Here is a 3,074-nt window from a genome sequence, read left to right on the forward strand (position 1 = left end):
AAAACCCCAAAGAGAGTTGCCGCGCGGAGCGCGGCAACTCTCTTTGGGGTTTTATGTCCTGATGCAGTTGGCGGCAGCTATCACTTACCAAGAAGAGAATAGCAGCGCTTCGCGCCGCTATTCTCTTCGCACAAGCGGCGACAGCAGTTACGCAATGAGCCGCTGGCTTGATGGCGACAGACGGCTAACCCTACCTCAAACTTGGCTATTGTTTCCAAATGCAGTGGGATCGCTGTGATAAGCTAGCAATGTTAGTGTCATTAACACGAATAAACATGGATCGACCTTCTCGCTCTGTTCCCCAAGCCGCACAAGCCGCCTATTCAGGGGATTCGTCATACGGACGCACACCGCCGCCTGACTTGCCTTCGCTATTATTAAAAGAGCGAATTATTTACTTTGGGTTGCCTCTTGTATCTCCCGACGAATACAAACAGCAGCTTGGAGTCGATGTTACGGAATTGCTCATCGCTCAACTTCTCTACCTACAATACGAAGATCCTGAAAAACCGATCTTCATGTATATCAACTCTACAGGCACATCATGGTACACAGGTGATGCGATCGGCTTTGAAACCGAAGCCTTTGCCATTTGTGACACCCTTAACTATATTAAGCCCCCCGTCCATACTATTTGTCTCGGACAGGCGATGGGAACGGCAGCAATGATTCTCGCCAGTGGAACTAAAGGTTTCCGCGCTAGCCTTCCCAATGCCACGATCGTTCTCCATCAAGCCCGTCGCCAAACCAGAGGACAAGCCTCTGACTTACAGATTCAGGCAAAGGAAGTACTGACCAATCGCGAATCGATGTTGAAAATCCTGTCCCGTACTACAGGAAAATCATCTGAAGTCCTCACTAAGGATATGGATCGTATGTTTTATATGACTCCCGAGCAAGCAAAAGAATACGGCTTGATCGATCGCGTACTTGAAAGTACCAAAGACCTACCGAAAGCCGTTCCAGCTCTTGTTTAGTTATTAGCTATTAGCTTAAAGTCAATCACCAACCATCAACCACCAATTTCAAAATCATGCCTATCGGTGTTCCTAGAGTTCCCTATCGCTATCCTGGTGATTCCTACACGCAGTGGATCAATATCTACGAGCGTTTGTCACTAGAACGCATTATGTTTATGAGTGGCGAAGTTACAGATGGGATGGCAAATTCGATGATTGCCCGTATGCTGTACTTTGATTCGGAAGATCAAACCAAGGATATCTACATGTATATCAACTCTCCTGGGGGCTCTGTCTCCGCAGGATTGGCTATCTTTGACACGATGCAGCATATTAAGGCTGATGTAACCACTATTTGCGTCGGACTAGCTGCATCTATGGGGTCGTATTTATTAATGGCTGGCGCAAAGGGTAAGCGCTATGCGCTGCCCAATGCCCGCATCATGATTCACCAACCATCGGGCGGGACGAGAGGTCAAGCTTCAGATATCGAGATTGAGGCTAGGGAAATTATTCGGATTCGTCAAAAGCTCAATTCTGAGTATGCTAAACGTACTGGACAGCCCTTAGAAAAGATCGAACGGGATATGAACCGTGATTATTATATGTCTTCACAGGAAGCGCTTGAGTATGGATTAATCGATCGCGTACTTGACTCGCCGCAATAAAAAAAACAAAGAGGGAATCAAGAACCCTCTCTGCTTTTTTGTATGATTCAAGTATCCTTGCACAAGGATACTTTTTTTATTGTCTGAGCCATACAAAATTGCAGGGATTTATGACAAATTCGGAATTACTGCTGAAGCTGCTGTTGCAATTGACTGTGATTTTGTCAGTTTGCCGAGGCGTTTCATATATCGGTAAACGTTATTTAGGACAAACCGATGTGGTGGGAGAGATGCTGGCGGGGATCATGCTTGGTCCTTCCCTATTCGGGGCGATCGCACCAAATGTGCAACAGTGGCTATTTCCCAAAACTCCGATAGTTGCTGATGCCATGCATCTATTTCCTAATCCCTCAATGTCGGTATTGTATGCTCTGAGCCAAGTTGGGCTAATGATCTATATGTTTTTAGTCGGTTTGGAGCTAAATACAGATCTATTAAAAAATCGGGCTAGAAGTGCAGGCATTGTCTCGATCGCGGGGATCATTGCCCCATTCATTCTGGGCGCGATCGCGGCTTTTATGTTGCATGATGGGGGCAGTTTATTTAGTCCCACGACTACCCCTTGGGCAGCAGCGCTCTATATGGGAGCCTCCATGTCAATTACCGCTTTTCCGATGCTAGCAAGGATTTTGCATGAACGGGGATTAATTAAGACTAAGCTCGGCACTTTGGTACTCGCCGCAGGCTCCTTGGATGATGCGATCGCTTGGTGTCTCCTTGCTCTAGTGCTAGCCAGTATTAAAAGCTCCATTAATGTTGCCATTATTGCGATCGGTGGCACTTTAGCCTACGTGTTGTTTATGTGGTTTGTGGGAAGACGAATCCTGAGAGTATTTAGCTACTGGACGCGCCGCGATGGTGAAGTGACAATCCAAACCTTAACTTTTGTCTTCATCATCATGATGCTCTGTGCTTATTACACCGATTTTGTTGGCGTTCATGCCATCTTTGGAGCCTTTATCCTTGGCACGGTGATGCCTCGCGGACATTTTGCCGAGTCCGTGCACCGCCATTTGGAGTATCTGACCACTTCTCTACTCGTGCCAATTTTCTTTGTGTTTTCGGGATTAAATACGCAGCTAGGCTTGCTAAATACGCCCCAGTTGGTACTGATTACGCTACTGATCATTGCGATCGCCGTTTTAGGTAAAGGGCTAGCCTGTACCATAGCCGCGAGGTGGTCGGGTGAAAGTTGGCGTGATTCGATGACCGTTGGCGCATTGATGAATACTAGAGGGATGATGGAATTAATTATTTTAAATATCGGTCTGGAGCAGGGATTAATCACACCCACTCTATTTACGATCATGGTAATTATGGCGATCGTGACGACTTTAATGTGTTCGCCATTAATTAATATCTTATCCATTCCAGCCAAGACATAATCAAATTTCGGTAAGTAGCTAGAAGAGCATACCGCCCGCGTAGCGGGCGGTATGCTCTTCTG

4 protein-coding genes are annotated in these 3,074 nt (G+C 46.5%); all 4 read left to right on the forward strand.

The features are described from left to right. Positions 1 to 238, forward strand: a 238-nt coding sequence (locus tag AC805_RS26705; RefSeq protein ID WP_231662412.1) for a hypothetical protein, incomplete at its 5' end; no start/stop codon positions are given. Positions 239 to 275: 37 nt separating this feature from the next. Next, the gene (locus AC805_RS02910; protein ID WP_040689568.1) at positions 276 to 977 is read left to right on the forward strand and encodes an ATP-dependent Clp protease proteolytic subunit; all 702 of its coding nucleotides are present in this window, start codon (positions 276 to 278) and stop codon (positions 975 to 977) included. A 56-nt stretch (positions 978 to 1,033) separates the two neighbouring features. Then, the gene (locus AC805_RS02915) at positions 1,034 to 1,627 is read left to right on the forward strand and encodes an ATP-dependent Clp protease proteolytic subunit (RefSeq protein WP_009628955.1); all 594 of its coding nucleotides are present in this window, start codon (positions 1,034 to 1,036) and stop codon (positions 1,625 to 1,627) included. Positions 1,628 to 1,737: 110 nt separating this feature from the next. Next, the gene (locus AC805_RS02920; RefSeq protein WP_055074026.1) at positions 1,738 to 3,012 is read left to right on the forward strand and encodes a cation:proton antiporter; all 1,275 of its coding nucleotides are present in this window, start codon (positions 1,738 to 1,740) and stop codon (positions 3,010 to 3,012) included. Positions 3,013 to 3,074: the final 62 nt, after the last annotated feature.

Source organism: Pseudanabaena sp. 'Roaring Creek', from assembly GCF_001402795.1.
Classification (GTDB): domain Bacteria; phylum Cyanobacteriota; class Cyanobacteriia; order Pseudanabaenales; family Pseudanabaenaceae; genus Pseudanabaena.

What these genes read in the sequence shown, in the direction of transcription:
- AC805_RS02910 (WP_040689568.1), top strand. Translation starts at nt 276, where the DNA reads ATGGATCGACCTTCTCGCTCTGTTCCCCAAGCCGCACAAGCCGCCTAT.
- AC805_RS02920 (WP_055074026.1), top strand. Translation starts at nt 1,738, where the DNA reads ATGACAAATTCGGAATTACTGCTGAAGCTGCTGTTGCAATTGACTGTG.
- AC805_RS02915 (WP_009628955.1), top strand. Translation starts at nt 1,034, where the DNA reads ATGCCTATCGGTGTTCCTAGAGTTCCCTATCGCTATCCTGGTGATTCC.